This window comes from Streptomyces sp. FIT100 (genome assembly GCF_024584805.1).
In the GTDB taxonomy this organism is placed as follows: domain Bacteria; phylum Actinomycetota; class Actinomycetes; order Streptomycetales; family Streptomycetaceae; genus Streptomyces.
This window is the reverse complement of record NZ_CP075715.1, coordinates 300,330-318,891: the sequence shown is the minus strand read 5'-3', so window position 1 is coordinate 318,891 and position 18,562 is coordinate 300,330. Positions and strand designations below refer to the sequence as shown.

The window sequence follows — 18,562 nt, the reverse complement described above, 5'->3', positions numbered from 1 at the left end:
GTGTGTGACGGGTTCCCGGGCGTCGTCAGACCGAGCGGCGCAGCCGCAGCGTGACCACCTGGAACGGTTCGAGGGCGAGACGCGCCCCCCGGGCCGAAACGCCGCCGTCCGCGCCGGCCGGCCCCGGGGCCAGGAGCACCCGCCGGATGCCGCTGGTCGCGTCGAGGTCGCGTTCCAGCAGGTCGGTCTCGCGCACGGACGGGGCGTCGCCGAGGTCGGCCGAGCAGTGGAGCACGGCGGTGGCCCGCCCGCCCGCGGCCTCGTGGAGACGGACGACGACATCGCCGGAGCCGTCGTCCGCGAGCTTGACGGTGTCGATGACGGGCAGTCCCGTGGTCGCGGTCAGCTCCACGAGCGGAGCGAGCGCCGGAAGCCCCTCGACCACGGGGGAGTTGAGCGCGTACCCGGCGGCGACCGTGGCGGCGATGTCCGGCGACGGCACGACCGCCCAGCGCATCCGGTGCGCGCCCTGATCGGTCTCCGGGTCGGGGAAGGTCGGCGCGCGCAGCAGCGACAGGCGCACGACACTGCCGCCGCCGGGGCCGCCGATGCGGGTCACGTCGCAGCCGTACGACGAGTCGTTGACGACACCGGCCCCGAAGCCGGGCTCGGCGAGGTGCACATAGCGGTGCGCGCAGACCTCGTAGTGGGCGGCGTCCCACGACGTGTTCTCGTGGATGGTCCGCTCGACGCTGCCGAACTGGGTCTCGTAGCGGGCGCTCGTCGCGTGCACCGCCAGCGGCAGCGCGACCTTCAGCAGCCGCTCGCACTCGTGCCAGTCGACGTCCAGCTCCATATCGAGCTGCCGTGAGCCGGGGGCGAGACTGATGGTCATCGCGATGCGCGACGCCCCGGTGGAGCGCACCACGCGCACCCCGGCCGCGCCGCCCTCCAGGGCGGGCACGTCGATCGCATCCGGCTCGGTCAGATCGGTCCGCATGCGCCGGGCGTCCCGGTCGATGTCCCACGCGTCCCAGCGCACCGGTTCGTCGCGGTGCAGCTGCAGCACGCCGAGCACCTGCCCCGCGGGTACCAGCTCGCGCCCGCTGTCCCGGTCCACCAGCGAGGACACATGGCCTCGGGGGTCGATGACCACACGCAGCAGCCCGTTGTCGAGGACATGGGAGCCGTCCTCCGGCCGCTCCCGGCGCACCGCTTCGGCGGCCTCGCCCGCGCGGACCGGCGCCCAGGCGGCCCGCCCCGACCACGGCAGCGGTACGAGACGTCCCGAGTCGGCCGTACCGGACGTACCGAGCGCGGCGCACGCCTGCCCGATCAGCCGCTCCAGGCGCTCGGTCAGCGCCCGGTAGGTGGCCCGCGCCTCGCGGTGCACCCAGGAGATGGAGGAGCCGGGCAGGATGTCGTGGAACTGGTGGAGCAGCACCGTGCGCCAGATGTCCGCCAGCTCGGCCTCGGGATAGGCGTAGGCGCCGGTGCGCAGGGCCGCGGCCGTGGCCAGGTACTCGGCCGTTCGCAGCAGTGCCTCCGCGCGGCGGTTGCCCTGCTTCATGGCGAGCTGCGAGGTGAACGTGCCCCGGTGCAGCTCCAGGTACAGCTCGCCCACCCACACCGCCGCCCCGCCGTTCCCGGCGAGTTCGGCCTCCGCCTCGGTGAAGAAGGCGCGCGGGCTGCGCACGTCCACCGTCGGGGCGCCCTCCAGGTCCGCGAAGCGCGCGGCGCGCGCCAGCATCTCCCGGGTCGGACCGCCGCCGCCGTCGCCGTGGCCGAAGGGGACGAGGGAGTGCGACGAGACGCCCTTGTCCTTGAAGTTCCGTACCGCGTGGCCGAGTTCCTTCGCGGTGACCTCGGCGGCGTAGGTGTCCACGGGGGGAAAGTGGGTGAAGATCCGGCTGCCGTCGATCCCCTCCCACTGGAAGGTGTGGTGGGGGAAGGTGTTCGTGTCGTTCCAGGAGATCTTCTGGGTGAGGAACCAGCGGAAGCCGGCCAGCCGGGCCAGCTGGGGGAGTGCTCCGGAGTAGCCGAAGCAGTCCGGCAGCCAGACCTCCTCGGGCTCGATCCCGAAGCGCTCCTGGAAGTAGCGCTTGCCATAAGTGAACTGACGGACCATCGACTCGCCCGACGGCATCGTCGTGTCCGACTCGACCCACATGCCGCCGACCGGGATGAACCGGCCCTCGGCCACCCGTGCGCGTACCCGCTCGAAGAGCTCGGGGCGGTGCTCCTCCAGCCAGCTGAACTGCTGGGCGGACGACATCGCGTAGACGAATCCGGGGTCCGTGTCCATCAGGTCCAGTACGTTGGACACGGTGCGGGCGACCTTGCGGACCGTCTCGCGCACCGGCCACAGCCAGGCGGAGTCGATGTGGGCATGGCCGACGGCGGTCAGCCGGTGCGCGCTGGCGCTCGCCGGCTTCGCGAGCTCTCCGGCGAGCGCCGCCCGTGCGGCCGGTACCGTGCCCGCCAGGTCCTGCGGATCGGCGGCGTCGAGGGCCGTGTCGATGGCGCGCAGCAGTGTCCAGTGCCGGGGATCCTCCGGCGGCACCTGGGCGGCCAGTCCACCGGCCACCTCCAAGTCCCGTACGAGCTCCCACAGTTCGGCGTCGAAGGCGCACACCTCGGCGCGGACCAGGCGGTATCCGGGGTCGGAGCCCGCGGTCTCCTTCTCGCCGAGGCGGGTGGCGATGAACGGGACGACATCGAGCAGCAGCGGGTTGGACGCCGCTTCGACGTAGACGGTGAAGGTGCCGTCGGGGCGCACCAGCGACTCGGGGGCGCCGGGACCGGTGAGCCGCACCCAGCCGCAGCGCGGGTGCACGGCCTTGAGGACCGAGCCGTCCGGGCGGTGGACCAGACCCTCGGCCTGGCCGCCCACCGAGTGGTCGGCCCAGCCGAGGTCGACGACGAGCTCGACGGGGCTCGGGGCCAGTTCGGCTGTGACAGCGTTGTCAGGGATCGTGCCGTCGATACGGAACCAGGTCGTGCCCCAGGTGGGCCCCCAGTCCTCGCCGACGGCGAACGGCTTGTACGCGGGCGCCGGGCGTCCCGGGAGGAGCCCGAGGCCCAGGGCGTGGGCGGCCGGCACCGGTTCGCCGTCGCCGTCGACCTCCCACGCGCAGACGGAGACGTCGCTCAGCCGGGTGTGGATCCGGGGGATGAGGCGCTGCCGCAGCACGCGCTCCAGGCGGTCCAGAGTGTTCCGCGGTGCCGTGTGCATCGTGTTCCCCTCGGTAGACCGGGCCGGCGCGCTGGCGACACTAAGGCGCTTAAGTTGGCCACGTCAACGGTTCGGTGAAACCGCTTTCCCGGATCCGTACCCCCGCGGAGCCGCGGAAGACCCGCGCACAACTGCCGGTCAGGGAGGGGACGGTGAGGGGCGGCCGGACTACCGGGGCTCCGTGTGCGCCCGCACGCCGAGCGTGCTCGCACGGGCCAGCAGCGACGGCACCCGCTCCGCGTAATCCGCCACCGGGGCCCCGGCGAGCAGCCGCAGCAGCCGCTCCGCGACATCCGCGCCGAAGCCCGCCGCGTCCCTTTGGAGCGCGGTCAACTCGGGCTGCAACGCCGTGCACACGGGAGTGTCCTCCCACACGACGACCGCCACATCGGCGGGGATGCGCAGCGACAGCCTGCGCACGGCCCCCACCCCGGCGACGGCCAGCACCTCGTTGTCGTAGATCACCGCGGTGGGACGCGGACGCGCGCGCAGCACGGCCTCGGTGACCGAGCTGCCCGCCGCGGCGGAGAAGTCGGTCGACTCGACGCGGCAGTGCCCGAGGGACAGCTCGCCGCCCGCGCGCTCGAACGCCTCGATCCGCCGGTGGACATGGAGCATGGACGGCGGCCCGGAGAGATAGGCGATCCGCTCGTGGCCCATGTCCCTCAGGTGCCGCACGATCGCCGTCATCGCCGCCGCGTCGTCGATCGAGACCGAGGGCACCAGGCCCAGGGGATCGGGGCCGCCCGCGATGAGCGCGGGCAGTCCGAGCTCCACGAGGGCGGCCGGGCGCGGGTCGTCGCGCCGCAGGTCCACCAGGACCACGCCGTCGACCCGCTGTTCGGACTTCCAGCGGCGGTACGTCTCCAGCTCCTCCTGGACCGAGTCGACCGCCTGGAGCAGCAGACCGTAGTGCCGGCGGCTCAGCACGGCCTGCATGCCCGACATCAGGCGGTGGAAGAACAACTCCGAGCCGACGTCCTGCATGCTGCGCGCGATGACCAGGCCCACGGTCGACGCGCCCGCGCCGGAGAGGGCGCGGGCCGCCTGGTGCGGCGACCACTTGAGCTCCTCCGCCACCTCGCGGACCCGGCGCCTGGTGGCCTCGGAGACGCCCGGCTTCCCGTTCAGCGCGAACGAGGCCGCCGCTTCGGAGATGCCGACCCGCTCGGCGATGTCACGGAGCCTGGGGCGGCGGCCCTCGGCGGTCCCCTCGGTCGTCATGGAAGCCTCGATGTGGTCGTGTTCCGGGCCGGTCCGGTATGGGGCCGTTCAGCCTATCCGGTGGCCCCGGGCAGTTGCCCGGGCGTCTCCGGCACCGGCGGCGACGATCCGGCACGACCCCTTGTAGAACTCAACTTTAGCGCTTTAGTCTCGGGCGCCATGTCTCCTCACGAGCACAACTCCGCGCGGCCACAAGCACGTCAGGACGGCCGGGAGCGGGCCGCCGTGCCGCTGCCCCGCCGCCGGTTCCTGCACCTCGGCACGGCCGGAGCCGTCGCCGCCGCCCTGCCGCTCACGGCCGCGGGCAGTGCCTTCGCGGCGGCCCCCGGCACGGGCCGGGCCCTCGCGGCACCGGCCGCCTTCGGCCCCGAGCCGCCCCTCATGCACGGCTACTCGGGCCCCCAGGTGAAGGCATGGAGCCCCGAGACCGACCGCCACGCGCGCTATCTGCGCTCCCGGGTGCCCCTCGCCCCGCGGATCGCCCCCTTCGCGCCCACCCAGGCCCACCCCGGCCTCGACCCCCGCCCGCGGCTCATGGTCCTGGCCAACGACTACGTCCAGCCGGGCTGGGAGACCGAGGGCTACCCGTACGGCCCGGTGGCCGAGGCGTACGCCCTGCGCTTCTGGCAGTACGCCGACCTGTACGCGTCCTGGCACGGGCTGCCGCTCGACGGCAGACACGACGTCGAGGAACCCCCGTACGGCTTCATCAACGTGCCCAACCCCGGCTACACCGACGCCGCGCACCGCAACGGCGTACGCAGCCTCGGCTGCTGGTTCTGGCCGCGCCCCGAGGACTTCGCGGAGATCGTCGAGAAGACCCCGCAGGGCACCTTCCCGGTCGCCGACAAACTGATCGAGATGGCCGGGTACTTCGGCTTCGACGGCTACTTCATCAACCAGGAAGCCGTCATCCCGGTCGAACAGGCCGAGGCGCTGATGGAGATGCTGACGTATCTGGCGCGCACGGCACCCGAGGGCTTCCACGTGCAGTGGTACGACTCCCTCACGGTCGACGGCGGGATCGACTACCAGAACGAGTTCAACGCGGTGAACTCGCCCTGGGTCGTCGGCTCCGACGGACAGCGCATCAGCACCAGCATCTTCCTCAACTACTGGTGGAACGACGCCAAGGTGAAGGCGTCGCGGGAGCACGCGCTCTCCCACGGACTCGACCCCTTCGAGGCCGTCTACACGGGCCAGGAGATCGGCAAGTACCAGTTCGGGCAGCCGTACGACCCCGCCGCGATCTTCCCCGAGGGCGGTGAACCCCGCACCAGCTGGGCCTTCCTCGGCTCCGAGATGGTGTGGGCCACCGTCACCGGCGACAAGAGCACCATCGCGGCGCAGGCACCGGCCTACACCCGGGAACGCCAGCTGTGGTCGGGACCGGCGCAGGACCCCTCGCGCAGCGGCCGCACGCACGAGCCCGACACCGGCAAGCCCCTCGACCCGGGGGGCTGGGACGGCACGGCCCACCACATCGTCGAGAAGTCCCCGATCGGCCGGCTGCCGTTCGTGACCCGCTTCTGCACCGGCACCGGCGAGCGCTTCTTCATCGACGGCGAACAGGCCGGCGACCGGCCCTGGTTCGACATCGGCGTCCAGGACCTGCTGCCCACCTGGCAGTGGTGGGTCCGGGACGGGGACGGGGCGCCGTCCGACGCCGTCCGGGTGGACTACGACCACACCGACGCGTACGACGGCGGCTCGTCGCTGCGCCTCACCGGCTCGCTGAAGCCGGGCGAGTCCGCGGGCGTCAGGCTCTACAAGACCGCCCTGACCCTCACGCCCACCACATCACTCGGCCTCGTGCACCGGCGCTCCGGAGGGGCGGCGGAGCTCACGGTGGGGCTGGTCTTCGCGGACGACCCCACCGGGACCACCTGGCTGACGGTCGAGGACGCGGCGGGCCCCGGCTGGACCCGGTGGACGCGGGGACTCGGCCGCTGGGCCGGCCGCACGGTCGCCGCCATCGGCGTCGGGCTCACGGCAGGTGCGCACGGGGCGCAGGACCTCGCGGTCAACCTGGGCGAGCTGCGGCTGACCGCCGACGAGCGGGAGCGCGCTCCCCGCACCCCCGCCGGGTTCACGGTCGACCGCGTGGTGCGCGCTGCCGATGTCGCGAGCGTCTACCTCGGCTGGGAGTTCGCCCCGCGGGGCGTGGCCCACTACGACCTCTTCCGCAGGACCCCCGACGGCGGCAGGGAGTGGCTGGGACGCACCTTCGACGGCGCGTACTGCGTCCCCTCCCTGGCGCTCGGCGCCGAGTCGGGCACCGCGCGCCTGGAGCTGGAGGCGGTCTCCCCGACCGGCCGCCGCAGCGAGCCGGCGCACACGCGGCTGACCTGGTGAACCCCGAGGGCCGCCGGGCGACCGGCGGCCCTTCCGCGACCCGTTTCCGTGGTACCCGGTGGCGGCCGGGCGGCGTTCGCCCTGGGATACGGGCAGACCAGTACGTGCGCCGGCGCGTCGAGCCGGTCCGCACCGGCCGGCAGCTCGCGGCGGTCGCCGCCGTCCTCCTGCTCCTGGTGATCGCCAACGACCTCTACGCTCCCGCCGGAGCTCCATGCCGGACGAGAAGGTATACGAGAAGGTGTACGAGCAACTGCGCATCGGCGAGCGGCAGTCGTCGGTGGAGGACCGCCTGCCCGCGCAGGAGGTCCAGTCGGCCGGCGTTCCCGCCGAGCCGCCCCGCACCGGCGCCTGCCGCTGCTACCGCACCCCCGCGGACGGGCGGTCGCCCGTGTACCGGCGGTGCTTCACCGACCGGCGGCTGTCGCACAAGACCGAGCTGGACATCGGCGAGTGACGCGGGGCGCGGCCGGGCGCCCCGCGTCACTCGCCGAAGACGCGGCCCCGGTGTCAGACCTGCACGCCCGGCACGCCGTCCTCGACCACGACACTGGCCCGGGTGCTGACCGGTGCACCGGGCCGGGTGACGTACGGCAGCACACGGAAGTCGCTGGTCCAGCGGTCCCGGTCGACGTGGACACGTACGTAGCCGCGCTGGGAGTTGAAGAACTTCATGTGCGGGTTGGCCGCCAGGAACTGCTCGCCCTGCGGCGTCATGTCGGCGCCGTCGCCGCCGCTGGTGACAGACGTGCCGACGAACTCGCTGCCCACGGTGGGTGATCCGGGGTCGGCGTAGTCCCGCTTCAGGTCCCAGGCGTAGTTCTGGTGCCGGTCGCCGGTGACGACGACGAGGTTGCGCACCCCGCGGCTGCCGGCCTCGGCGAGCAGGCGGTTGCGCTCGGCGACGTAACCGTCCCAGGGGTCCAGCCAGACCAGGGTGGCCGCCCCCGGGTCCTGGTCGGTCTGGCCCATCGGGGCCTGGTTGCCCAGGATCTGCCAGCGGGCGGGGGAGCGGCTGAAGCCCTTGAGCACCCAGTCGCGCTGGCGCGCCCCCAGCAGGCTGCGCTGCGGGTCGAGGCGGTCGGTGCAGTTCGCGGACGCGCCGTCGCCGCAGGGCTGGTCGTCGCGGTACTGGCGGGTGTCGAGCATCGTGAAGTCGGCGAGGCGGCCGTAGGACAGCCTGCGGTACATCTGGACGTCGGGGCCCTTGGGCAGCTGGGTGTGGCGCAGAGGGGCGTGCTCGTACAGGGCCTGGAAGCCGGTGGCCCGGCGCAGCATGAACGTCTCCGGGTTCTCGTTGTTCTCGGAGATCTCGTCGGCCCAGTTGTTCTCCACCTCGTGGTCGTCGAAGGTCATGATCCACGGGAAGTTGGCGTGGGCCTGCTGGAGCGGCGCCTCGGTCTTGTACAGCCCGTACTGGAGGCGGTAGCGGGCGAGGTCGACGGTCTCGGTGTGGAACCTGGGGTCCGTGGTCACACCGCGCTTGTTGGTCTTGACCCCGTACTCGTAGAGGTAGTCGCCCAGATGCACCACCAGGTCGAGGTCCTCGGCCGCCATGTGCTCGTAGGCGGTGTAGTAGCCGTCCTGCCATGCCTGGCAGGAGGCGAAGGCGAAGGTGAGCTCGCGCGGGTCGGATCCGGCCGCGGGGGTCGTCCTGGTGCGCCCGGTGGGGGAGAGGTGGCCGGCGGCGCGGAAGCGGTAGAAGTAGACGCGGTCGGGGCGCAGTCCGTGGATCTCGGGGTGCACGGAGTGGGCGAGTTCGGGCGTGGCGACGACGCTGCCGCGGCGCACCACGCGGCGGAACCGCTCGTCCTCGGCCATCTCGTACTGGACCCGCACGGGCGCGGCGGGCATGCCGCCCTTGCCGTCCTCGGCGAAGGGGTCGGGGGCCAGGCGCGTCCACAGCACCACGCCGTCGGGCAGCGGGTCGCCGGAGGCCACGCCGAGCGAGAAGGGATTGCCGGTCAGGACGGGCGCGGCGAGCGCGGAGTCGGTGCTCCACGCGCCGGTGCCGAGCATCAGGGCCGCGGCACCGGCGGTGCCGTAGCCGAAGACCTGGCGTCGGGACAGGGTGTGTACGGCCATGGGGTCCACGGGGAGTCCTCTCGTGCCGACGGTGGAAACCGTCAGCACCATTGGCTCCGTGGGTGGCGCCCGAACTCCCGGAACATGGCTCGCGGTGGAGAAATGCGTGAACGCACCATCGATATGTGTCGACGGCCGCTGCCGCGTTGAGTCCGGCGGAACGGGCGGTGGCCCCACGGGGAACGGGACCTGATGGGGACTCAGTGGCGGCGGTGCGCCGAAGCGCCGCGAACTGTTTCTTGACGCAGGAAAGAAACTAGGGAATGCTCCCGTGTGGCCCCGGCCCGCCCGCGAGCCGGGGGCCGCCGGCCGGCAGTCAGCAGCCAAGGGTGGGGTGGTGGGGGATGGCGGCGCCGCACGGCGCGGTCCGCGAGGACCGATACGTCGTACGCGATCGGAACAGGGCCGCCGTCTTCGGTGCGATCGTCACCAAGGGCCCCATCGCCCGCAGCGAGATAGCCCGGTTGACGGGCCTCTCGCAGGCGACGGTCACCAAGGCCGTGGCACCGATGATCGAGGCCGGATACGTCGCCGAGCAGGAGGGCAGCCCGGGCGGCCCGGGGCGGCCGCGGGTGCCGCTGCACATCTGCCCGGACCGCCGTTTCGCCGTCGGCGCCAAGGTCACCGAACGGGAGGCCGTCGGCGTGGTCGTCGACCTCGCAGGCAAGGTGCGGGCGGAGCACCGGGTGACCCTGGGCTCGGGGGCCGTCCCCGACGTGGTGGCCCGCATCGCCGAACTCGTCGGCCGGCTCCTGGAAGAGGACGCCTCGTTCGCCGAGCGCACCTTCGACCTGGGCGTCGCCCTCGGCGGGCAGGTCGACCCCGACCGGCAGGTGCTGCGCACCTCGGCCATGCTCGGCTGGAGCGACGTCCCCCTGGCCTGGCTGCTGGAGGAGAGTACGGGCCTGCACACCGTCATCGAGAACGACGTCAACGCGCTCGCCGTCACGGAGCAGTGGTTCGGCGTCGGCGTGGACGTGCCCTGGTTCGCCGTCGTGACGCTCGGGGCCGGCGTGGGCGGCGCGCTCGTCCTCGACGGAAAGCTCATGCGCGGCGCCCGCGGCGCGGCCGGGGAAGTGGGCCACGTCATGGTCGAACCCGGCGGACGGCTCTGCCGGTGCGGCAACCGCGGCTGTGTGGAGACCATCGCGTCCGACCCGGCGATCCTCGCCGCGATCGCGGAGACGGGCGGGCCGGCCGGGCTCGACATCGCCGCCGCGGTGGAGCTGGCCCGCGCGGGGGACGCGGCCGCGTTCCTGGCGTTCATGCGGGCCGGCGCCGCCCTGGGCTCCGGCATCGCGGCGCTGGCCAACCTCGTCAACCCCGAGCGGATCGTCATCTCGGGTGAAGGGCTCGTCGCCTCCGACCTGTTCATGAACAGCCTGCGCGAGACGTTCACCGCCCGCACCCTGCTGCCGGCCGACGACTACGAACTCGTCACGCGCCCGCTGTCCGACGAAGCATGGGCCCGCGGCGCCGCCACCGTCGCCTTGCAGGGCATCTTCGTCGGCGCCCTTCGGCCGGCCGGTGCCGCACCCACGACCTGATGAGCACCCCCTGAACGACACCGCACCGGGCTCCCCGCCCCCGACAGAACCGAGGGTCACACATGTCCGACAACCACCGTGAGTGGTGGCGCAGCGCCGCCATCTACCAGATCTACCCGCGCAGTTACGCCGACGGGAACGGTGACGGCATCGGCGACATCGCCGGAATCCGCGCCCGGCTTCCGCACCTGCGGGACCTGGGCGTGGACGCCGTGTGGATCTCGCCGTGGTACGTCTCGCCGATGGCCGACGCCGGGTACGACGTCGCCGACTACCGCGACATCGACCCGCTCTTCGGCACCCTCGAAGAGGCCGAGGCGCTGATCGCCGAGGCCCATGAGCTGGGCCTGCGGATCATCGTCGACATGGTGCCGAACCACTGCTCGGACCGGCATCCGTGGTTCCGGGCTGCGCTGCTCGCGGGTCCCGGCTCGCCGGTGCGCGAGCTCTTCCACTTCCGCCCCGGCAAGGGCGAGGCCGGCGAACTGCCCCCCAACGACTGGCAGTCGTGCTTCGGCGGCCCGGCGTGGACGAGGGCCGACGATGGGGGCACCTCCCAGGGCGAAGCCTCTGAGGGAGAGTGGTATCTGCACATGTTCGCCCCCGAGCAGCCCGACTGGAACTGGGACCGCCCGGAGGTGCGCGAGGAGTTCGAGTCCGTCCTGCGGTTCTGGCTCGACCGCGGGGTCGACGGCTTCCGTATCGACGTCGCCTCGCTGCTGATCAAGCAGGAAGGGCTGCCCGACAAGGCGACCCTGCCCGAGGGGGCGCCCGCACCGGACGCGGACCGGCCCGAGGTCCACGAGATCTACCGCTCCTGGCGGCGGATCGCCGACTCCTACGAGGGCGAGCGGGCCTTCGTAGGCGAACTGTGGGTCCCGCCGGAGTCCCTGCCCCGCTACCTGCGGGCGGACGAGCTGCACACCGGCTTCAACTTCCCCTACATGCAGTCCCCGTGGGACGCGGCCGCACTGCGCGGTGTCATCGACGAGACGCTCGCCCAGCACGCCCCCGTCGGCGCCCCGGCCACCTGGGTGCTCGGCAGCCACGACGCCACCCGCGTCGTCACCCGCTACGGTCGCGCCGACACCTCGTTCACCGATCGGCAGCAGCCCGTCCCCGTCGACCTCGAACTCGGCACCCGCCGCGCCCGCGCCGCAGCCCTGCTCAGCTTCGCCCTGCCGGGCAGCGTCTACGTGTACCAGGGCGAGGAGCTCGGCCTGTGGGAGGTCGAGGACATCCCCCTCCACCTGCGCCAGGACCCCGCCGTGCAGCAGTCCGGCGGGACCGACCCCGGCCGCGACGGCTGCCGTGTACCCCTGCCCTGGGAGGGCGACGGGACACCGTTCGGCTTCAGCCCGGAGGGCACCGGCACCAGCACCGACATCGGCACCGAGCCATGGCTGCCGCAGCCGCCGGCCTGGAAGGACCACACCGTGGCCGCCGAGACCGGCGACCCGGACTCCATGCTGGAGCTCTACCGCACGGCGCTCCGCGTCCGCCGCACCGAACCGGCCCTCGGCGACGGGCCGATGGCCTGGCTCCCCGCCGCCGACGGTGTGCTCGCCTTCTCCCGCGGATCCGGCTTCGTCTGCGTCGTCAACCTCTCCGACACCCCTGTCGAGCTCCCCGGCCACACCACACCGCTCCTCACCAGCTCCCCTCTCGACCGGGGCCTCCTGCCCCCGGACACCGCAGCCTGGCTCCGCACCGAGTGAGCGGCGCCGCCCGGTTCAGCCGCACGCGAAATCCCGGGTGCGGGCACGCCCGCCGGGCAGGGTGACGGGGCGACGGCCGCCCACCGGACCGCGGACGGCACGACACCGTCGGCCCCCGCAGCGGCCGTCGCCCGCCCACCGGCGACGAGGGGACCAGGGACCGGCGGATGGCATCCACGGCGGCGTACGACGCGATCGCGGACTGGTACGAGCGGGACTTCCTCGGGCCCGGCGCCGAGGCGACGGACGGGAATCCCCGCCGCCTCGGCCCGCTGCTCGACGAACTGCTCGGCGAAGGCGCGGGACCCTGCCTGGAGATCGGCTGCGGCACCGGCGTCCACGCCGCCCGTGTCCGTGACCTCGGCTGGACACCGGTCGGAGTGGACCTGTCCGACGGAATGCTGCGCCACGCGCGCGGACGCCTGCCCGTGGCGCGGGCCGACGCCGCGCGGCTGCCCGTCCGCGACGACTCCGTTCCGGCGGTGATCATGATGATGGTGCACACCGACATGCCCGACTACCCGGCGGTGCTCCGCGAGGCCGCCCGGGTGCTCCGACCCGGCGGAGTGTTCGTGCACGCCGGCGTCCATCCCTGCTTCTGCGGAGGCTTCGCCGACCGCGGCGACCCCGACGCCGTCGTCGTCGGCCGCGGCTATCTCGACGGCACCTGGACGAGGAAGTCGTGGTCGGACAGGGGAGTACGCGCGAAGGTCGGGGCCACGCACCTGCCGCTGGCCGCGCTGCTGAACGCCGTCCTCGACGCCGGACTCGTGCCCGAACGGTTCGCCGAGCAGGGCGCGCCCACCCCGATCGTGATGGCCGCCCGGGCGCGCAAGGCCCGATGACACGGGCCGTACGCGCCCCGGGCGGGGCCCGTCACCTGTCGGCGAGGCGGCCGGCCAGGAGGGAGGAGCTGATCTCGCCGGCCCGCACCGCGGTCGTCGACAGCAGGGTCGACGTGAGGCCGTGGGTGTGTTCCGTACCGCCCTGGAGGTAGATGTCCGCGGTGACGTTCGGGCTCGTCGCCACGCGGTGGTCGCGGCCGACGCGAAGGGCGTCCTCCTCGTCGCGGAGGCAGAGTTTGACGACCTCGCCGAGGTTGTCGCCGATGCCCTGGGGCTGGTACCCGGTCGCGTAGACGAGGAGATCGGCGGCGAGCTCCTGGCGCTCGCCCGTCGGCAGGAACTCCACCGTCACCCGGACCTCGTCCGCGCGGACCTCGACCTCGCGCAGGCGGGAGACGTTCATCATCCTCAGCCGCTGCCGGCCCTGGACCTTCTCCTGGTACATCGTCCGGGACAGGGCCTCGATCAGGTCCATGTCGACGACCGAGTAGTTGGTGGAGCGGTGGTAGTCGAACAGCGACTGCTTCACCTCGCGCGGCGCACCGTAGTAGAGGTCGACGGCCTCCGGGTCGAAGATCCGGTTGGCGAACGGGCTGTCGTCGGCCGGTGTGTAGCCGTACTTGGCGAAGACGGAGCAGACCTCGGCGTCGGGGAAGCTGCGGTGGAGGTAGTCGACCGCCTCCGCGGCGCTCTGGCCGGCGCCGAGCACGACGGCGCGGCGTATCGGTGTGCCGGAGCGCAGCAGTTCACCGACCCGGGGCAGCAACTCGCTGTTGTGCAGGACGCGTTCCGAGCGGACGGCGTCGGGCGGCAGGTGCGGCTCAAGACCGGTGGCCACGCAGATGCTGCGGGTGCGGCGGACGGTCAGCCGGTCGGGGGCGGCGGGGTCGCGGCTCGTGACGTCGAACCAGCGGACCTCGCCCTCCTCGGTGACGGGCCGTACGGAGACGACCTCGGCGGAGTACTCCACGAGGTGCGCGACGCGTGCGGCCGCCCACTCGAAGTAGTCGTGGAACTCGACGCGCAGCGGGAAGAGCGTCTTCTGGTTGAGGAAGTCCACCAGCCGCCCGCGCTCGCGCAGATAGCACAGGAAGCTGAAGTCGCTGGTCGGGTCGCGCATGGTCACCAGGTCCTTGAGGAAGGACACCTGCATGGTGGCGTCGTCGATGAGCATGCCGCGGTGCCAGCCGAACCGCGGTTGTCTCTCGAGGAATCCGGCGCGGACCTCGTCCCGGCCGAGCGACCGCGCGGTGCGCTCGTGCAGCGCGATCGCGAGTGCCAGGTTCGATGGGCCGAAGCCGATGCCCACAACGTCGTAGATGGAGTCCGGCCCGCTCTGCAGTGTCGTCACCGCGTCATCGCCTCCCCTAAGCAGGCTCATGTTAGATAAGGTAAGCCTTACCTTGCAATGGCGGAGGAGGGCTCATATGCGGGTCGTCATGTTCGGCTACCAGACCTGGGGACACCGGACGCTGCAGGCGTTGCTGGACTCCGGGCACGAGGTCGCGCTGGTCGTCACCCACCCCAGGAGTGACCATGCGTACGAGCGGATCTGGAGCGACTCGGTCGCCGACCTCGCGGAAAAGCACGGTGTGCCCGTGCTGTTGCGCAACCGGCCGGGCGACGAGGAACTGCTCGGCGCACTCCGGGACGCCGGGCCGGACCTCATCGTGGCGAACAACTGGCGGACATGGCTGCCGCCCGAGATCTTCGACCTGCCGTCCCACGGCACGCTCAACGTCCACGACTCGCTGCTGCCGGCCTACGCCGGCTTCTCGCCGCTGATCTGGGCGCTCATCAACGGCGAGAAGGAGGTAGGCGTCACGGCCCACCGCATGGACGGCGAGCTCGACATGGGCGACATCCTGCTCCAGCGCGCGGTGCCCGTCGGGCCGGAGGACACCGCGACGGACCTGTTCCACCGCACGGTCGGTCTCATCGGACCGATCGTGACGGACGCCCTGGAGCTCATCGCGTCCGGCAGGGCCGTGTGGACCCCCCAGGACCGCTCGCGGTCGAGCTTCTTCCACAAGCGCTCCGTCGAGGACAGCAGGATCGACTGGGCGTGGCCCGCGCAGGACCTGGAGCGCTTCGTGCGCGCCCAGTCGGACCCGTATCCGAACGCCTTCACACACCACCGCGGCGCGCGCATACGGATCGTCTCGGCCACCGTCTCCGAGGGCCGCTACGGGGGCACACCGGGCCGGATCTTCATCCGCGAGGGCGACGGCGTCGTCATCGTCGCGGGCGCCGAGGCGCGCTCGGGGCGGCTTCCCGGACTGGTGGTCAGGCGGGTGCGGACCGAGGACGGCAGCGAGCACGCCGCCACCGACTACTTCCGCACCATGGGCGGGTATCTGACCGCCCGCCCATGAACCGTGATCCGTGATGCGTGAACCGTGATCCGTGAACCGTGATCCGTGTCCGTGCTCGTCAGCCGCCGGCGCCCGCGAGGGGCACGGCGGCTGACGGGTCCGGGGCTCCGTGGTGACGGCCCATCGGCACGACCATCGGCGTCCCGCTGACCGGGTCCTCGCCGACCATGCAGCGCAGCCCGAAGACGTCCTCCACCATCGCGGCGGTGATCACGTCGGCGGGGGCGCCCTCGCCGGCGATGCGGCCGCCCTTCATGGCGATGAGGTGATCGGCGTACCGGCAGGCCTGGTTGAGATCGTGCAGCACCATCACGATCGTGCGGCCCTGCTGCCGGTTGAGGTCGGCGATCAGGTCCAGGACGTCGATCTGGTGCGCCAGGTCGAGATAGGTCGTCGGCTCGTCAAGCAGCATCACCGGCGTGCCCTGGGCGACCGCCATGGCGATCCAGGCACGCTGGCGCTGGCCGCCGGACAGCTCGTCGACGGGCCGGTGCGCGAGGTCGCTCATCGCCGTGGCCCGCAGCGCCTCGTGGACGGCCCGCTCGTCGGCGGACGACCACTGCCGCCACCAGGTCTGGTGCGGTGAACGGCCGCGCCCCACCAGGTCGATGACGGTCAGCCCCTCCGGCGCGACGGGGGACTGCGGCAGGATCCCGAGGCGCTGCGCGAGCCGGCGGGTGGGGATCGTGTGGACCGAGCGCCCGTCGAGGTGCACGGCACCCGACCTGGGTGCCAGCAGCCGGGCGAGGGCGCGCAGCAGCGTGGACTTGCCGCAGGCGTTCGCGCCGACGACCGCCGTGATCCGGCCGGAGGGGATCACCACGTCGAGATCCTCGACCACGATCCGGTCGCCGTATGCCAGGCACAGCCCCTCGGCCCGCAGATCGGGCCCTTCGACCGTCCCGTCGGGTTCACCGTCGATCCCACCGTCGAGACCGGCGGCCGGGGGAGCATCGAGGGGAGCGTCGTACGTCGATGACACGGTTTCAGCCTCCTGAGCCGGCACGGTTGGCGCGGACGAGCAGCCACAGCAGTACCGGAGCGCCGAGCACCCCGGTGACGACCCCGACCGGAAGTTCCGTGGCCGGCAGGGCCTTCCGGGCGATCAGATCGGACACGAGCACCATCACGGCCCCGGTCAGCCCCGCCGTCACGGGCGGCGGGGCGGCGGTGCCGGCCAGCCGCTGGGCGACCTGGGGCGCGGCGAGCGCCACGAACGCGACCGGGCCTGCGGTCGCCGTCCCGAAGGCCACCAGACCGACCGCCGCGAGGAGCACCGCCATCCGGACGGCCTGCACACGCGTCCCCAGGCCCCGGGCGACGTCGTCGCCGAGCTGCAGGGTGCGCATCAGCCGTCCGAGCAGCAGCGCCGCCGGCACCAGCACGGCCATGGTCGCGGCGAGCGGCGTGATCTGCTGCCAGGTACGCCCGTTGAGGTTGCCGACGAGCCAGCCGAGCGCCGCCTGGGCCTGGAAGCGCGCGCCACGGGCCATCAGGTAGTCGGTGGCGCTGGTGCAGATCCAGGCCACGCCGACGCCGACCAGCACGATCCGGTAGCCGGTGGTGCCCCGCTGCCAGGCGAGCACGTACACCAGCAGGGCCGCCACCAGCGCGCCCACCAGGCCGAGGGCCTGGGTGCTCAGGCCCGCGTCCCAGCCGAGGACGATGCCCGCGACCACCGCCGTGCCGGCGCCCTGGGTGATGCCCATCATGTCCGGGCTGGCGAGCGGGTTGAGCGTGATGGTCTGGAGCAGGGCCCCCGAGATACCGAAGGCGATGCCGACGAGCAGTCCCGCCAGGGCCCTCGGCAGGCGCAGTTCATGGACGATGAGCCGGGTGCCGGGATCGCCCGCGCCCACGACGGCCCGCATCACGTCGCCGAGCGGCAGGGGGATGTCCCCGACCGCGGCCTCCACGCAGAACAGCAGGAAGGCGGTGGCCGCGAGCCCCAGGCACACGCCCCCGAGCCGGGGCCGCAGCACACCCGAGACGGGCGGGACGGACAGCCGGAACGCGATCCGGCCGGCGGCGCGGCGCACGGGGATCCGCCCCGCGGAGCGGTCCGCATCCGCCCCGTGTTGTCGGTGGCCCGGGTGCTCCCGGTCCGGTCCTGGCGCGAGTTCGGTCGTCATCGGCTCACAGCTCCGCTTCCGGCGCGCGTACGGGTCGTCATGGGCTCACTGCTCCGCGAGCCGCCGGCGGCGGACCATCGCGATGAAGAACGGGCCGCCGACGAAGGCGACCAGGATGCCGGCCTGGATCTCGACGGGCCGGGCGATCAGCCGCCCGGCGATGTCCGCGGCCAGCAGCAGACCGGGGGCGAGCACCGCCGACAGGGGCAGCAGCCAGCGGTGGTCCGGGCCGATGCCGGCGTAGTGCGCGAGGACCCGGGCGATGTGCGGGACGACCAGGCCGACGAAGACGACGGGTCCGATCACGGCGACCGCCCCGCCGGTGAGCAGCGTGACGGCCAGCACCCCCTGGACGCGGACCAGCCCGAGCCTGAGCCCCAGGGACTTCGCGACGTCGTCGCCGAGCGCGAGGCTGTTGAGGCCGGGCGCGCAGGCGAGGGCGAGCATGGCGCCGACCACGAGGAACGGCAGGACGCGCAGCAGGACTTCCTCGTTCTGACTGGCGAGCGAGCCCGCCGACCAGAAGCGGTAGCGGTTGAGCGCATCGGGGTCGGTGAGCGCGACGGCGCTGGTCAGCGAGAAGAGCAGCGAGGTCACGGCGACCCCGGCCAGGGCGAGTTTGACCGGCGTGTATCCGGACCGGCCGAGCCCGCCCAGGAGATGGACCAGGACGCTGGCGCCCAGCGCACCGGCGAAGGCGAACCAGATGTAGCCGTACACGGAGCCGATGCCGAGCACGCCGACGGAGAGCACGACGGCGAAGGCCGCGCCCGCGCTGACGCCCAGGATGCCGGGGTCGGCCAGCGGGTTGCGGGTCAGCGCCTGCATCAGCGCCCCCGAGAGGCCCAGGGCGGCTCCGGTCGCGAGGCCGAGCGCGGTGCGCGGGAGGCGTACGGACCAGATCACGTTCTCGACGCGGCTGCTGGGCGCGTTGCCGAGCAGTGTGTCCCAGACCTCGCCGAGCGGGACGCCGAGCGCCCCGAACGCCATGGACAGGGCGCACAGCGCGAGGAGCACCGCGCCGGACAGCGCGAGCAGGAGCACCGCGCGGGGCACAGGCGCCGCCCGGACCACCGAGGCCGTCGAGGTCCCCACGTCAACTTCCT

Annotated in this window: 13 protein-coding genes; 6 read left to right on the top strand and 7 right to left on the bottom strand. The window is 72.9% G+C overall.

Translation table 11 applies throughout. The annotated features are described in order from the left end of the window. Nucleotides 1-25 precede the first annotated feature (25 nt). Together KK483_RS01210 and KK483_RS01205 are read right to left on the bottom strand one after the other, a co-directional pair. Nucleotides 26-3,175 carry an alpha-mannosidase gene (locus tag KK483_RS01210; RefSeq protein WP_262002975.1) on the bottom strand — a complete coding sequence of 1,050 codons (3,150 nt, stop codon included), beginning with the start codon at nt 3,173-3,175 and terminating at the stop codon, nt 26-28. Between the two features lie 168 nt (nt 3,176-3,343). Next, nucleotides 3,344-4,399 carry a LacI family DNA-binding transcriptional regulator gene (locus KK483_RS01205; RefSeq protein ID WP_262002974.1) on the bottom strand — a complete coding sequence of 352 codons (1,056 nt, stop codon included), beginning with the start codon at nt 4,397-4,399 and terminating at the stop codon, nt 3,344-3,346. Between the two features lie 159 nt (nt 4,400-4,558). Here KK483_RS01205 and KK483_RS01200 point away from each other — a divergent pair, with 159 nt between their 5' ends. Both KK483_RS01200 and KK483_RS01195 read left to right on the top strand, forming a co-directional pair. Then, a complete protein-coding gene (locus KK483_RS01200; RefSeq protein WP_262002972.1) occupies nt 4,559-6,754 on the top strand; it encodes an endo-beta-N-acetylglucosaminidase in 2,196 nt (731 codons plus the stop codon). 214 nt (nt 6,755-6,968) lie between these two features. Next, nucleotides 6,969-7,211: a hypothetical protein gene (locus tag KK483_RS01195; RefSeq protein ID WP_262002971.1), complete on the top strand. Its 243-nt coding sequence runs from the start codon at nt 6,969-6,971 to the stop codon at nt 7,209-7,211. Between the two features lie 53 nt (nt 7,212-7,264). On the opposite strand, the gene KK483_RS01190 is transcribed toward KK483_RS01195, so the two are convergent. After that, nucleotides 7,265-8,839: an alkaline phosphatase gene (locus KK483_RS01190; protein ID WP_262002969.1), complete on the bottom strand. Its 1,575-nt coding sequence runs from the start codon at nt 8,837-8,839 to the stop codon at nt 7,265-7,267. 344 nt (nt 8,840-9,183) lie between these two features. On the opposite strand from KK483_RS01190, the gene KK483_RS01185 reads away from it, so the two are divergent. The 3 genes from KK483_RS01185 (at nt 9,184) to KK483_RS01175 (ending at nt 12,949) form a co-directional block, all read left to right on the top strand. Then, the gene (locus tag KK483_RS01185) at nt 9,184-10,386 is read left to right on the top strand and encodes an ROK family transcriptional regulator (protein WP_262002968.1); all 1,203 of its coding nucleotides are present in this window, start codon (nt 9,184-9,186) and stop codon (nt 10,384-10,386) included. 62 nt (nt 10,387-10,448) lie between these two features. Then, nucleotides 10,449-12,104, top strand: a complete 1,656-nt coding sequence (locus tag KK483_RS01180; RefSeq protein WP_262002967.1) for a glycoside hydrolase family 13 protein — start codon at nt 10,449-10,451, stop codon at nt 12,102-12,104. 167 nt (nt 12,105-12,271) lie between these two features. After that, complete coding sequence (locus tag KK483_RS01175; RefSeq protein WP_262002966.1) at nt 12,272-12,949, top strand: class I SAM-dependent methyltransferase; 678 nt, start codon at nt 12,272-12,274, stop codon at nt 12,947-12,949. 31 nt (nt 12,950-12,980) lie between these two features. Here KK483_RS01175 and KK483_RS01170 read toward each other — a convergent pair whose 3' ends face one another. Continuing rightward, a complete protein-coding gene (locus tag KK483_RS01170) occupies nt 12,981-14,330 on the bottom strand; it encodes a lysine N(6)-hydroxylase/L-ornithine N(5)-oxygenase family protein (protein ID WP_262002965.1) in 1,350 nt (449 codons plus the stop codon). A gap of 46 nt (nt 14,331-14,376) precedes the next feature. On the opposite strand from KK483_RS01170, the gene KK483_RS01165 reads away from it, so the two are divergent. After that, on the top strand, nt 14,377-15,324 hold the full coding sequence (locus tag KK483_RS01165) for a methionyl-tRNA formyltransferase (RefSeq protein ID WP_262002963.1): 948 nt from the start codon (nt 14,377-14,379) through the stop codon (nt 15,322-15,324). 58 nt (nt 15,325-15,382) lie between these two features. On the opposite strand, the gene KK483_RS01160 is transcribed toward KK483_RS01165, so the two are convergent. From KK483_RS01160 to KK483_RS01150, 3 genes are all read right to left on the bottom strand, one after another. Continuing rightward, nucleotides 15,383-16,246 (bottom strand): ABC transporter ATP-binding protein, encoded by an 864-nt coding sequence (locus KK483_RS01160; protein WP_262009292.1) that lies wholly within the window; start codon nt 16,244-16,246, stop codon nt 15,383-15,385. A 64-nt stretch (nt 16,247-16,310) separates the two neighbouring features. Then, a complete protein-coding gene (locus KK483_RS01155; RefSeq protein WP_262002962.1) occupies nt 16,311-17,456 on the bottom strand; it encodes an iron chelate uptake ABC transporter family permease subunit in 1,146 nt (381 codons plus the stop codon). Nucleotides 17,457-17,501: 45 nt separating this feature from the next. Continuing rightward, nucleotides 17,502-18,551 carry an iron ABC transporter permease gene (locus KK483_RS01150; protein ID WP_262002960.1) on the bottom strand — a complete coding sequence of 350 codons (1,050 nt, stop codon included), beginning with the start codon at nt 18,549-18,551 and terminating at the stop codon, nt 17,502-17,504. Nucleotides 18,552-18,562: the final 11 nt, after the last annotated feature.